Below are 613 nucleotides of genomic sequence, written 5' to 3' on the forward strand. Positions count from 1 at the left end.
AAGCTGGGCATCCACGGCTCGCCCACCTGCGTCATGCTGTTCGACGGCGCCCAGGCCGAACTGGTCGGCCAGCCCAACCAGGGCCTGGCCCACATGTTCACCATGATGAACGCCGCCCGCCTGAACGTCGGCGTGCAGGGGGTGGCCATCGCCGAGCGCGCCTACCAGCAGGCCCTGGCCTTCTCGCAGGAACGGCGGCAGGGCCGCTCGGCCTGGACCGGCGAGGCCTCGGCCCCGATCTTCGACCATCCCGACGTGCGCCGCAGCCTGGGGCTGGCCAAGGCCAAGATCGACTTCAACGTCAGCATTATCTTCGGTGGGCAGATTGGCGAAGAGCGGTCGCGCCTGTTCAACGTCTATGCAGCGGGCAACTTCATTGAAGCCACGCCCGAGAACTGCTACTTCCAGATCGGCGAGGCCAAGTACGGCAAGCCCATCATCGACCGCGTGGTCAGCCCGGGGCTGCCGCTGGACGAAGCCGCGAAGTGCGCGCTGATCTCAATGGATTCGACGCTGAAGTCGAATATTTCCGTGGGTTTGCCGTTGGATTTGCTGGTCTACGAGGCGGACTCCCTGCAGGTGACGCGCTTTGTCGCCATCGACGAAGACAACC

General features: G+C 64.9%; 1 protein-coding gene. It reads left to right on the top strand.

Annotated features, from left to right (window positions below; translation table 11 throughout):
* The coding region (locus D1614_RS28340; protein ID WP_262707243.1) for an acyl-CoA dehydrogenase family protein at positions 1 to 613 on the top strand (613 nt) is incomplete at both ends.

The sequence above is a fragment of the Maribellus luteus genome (assembly GCF_003576475.1).
Lineage (GTDB): Bacteria > Bacteroidota > Bacteroidia > Bacteroidales > Prolixibacteraceae > Draconibacterium > Draconibacterium luteum.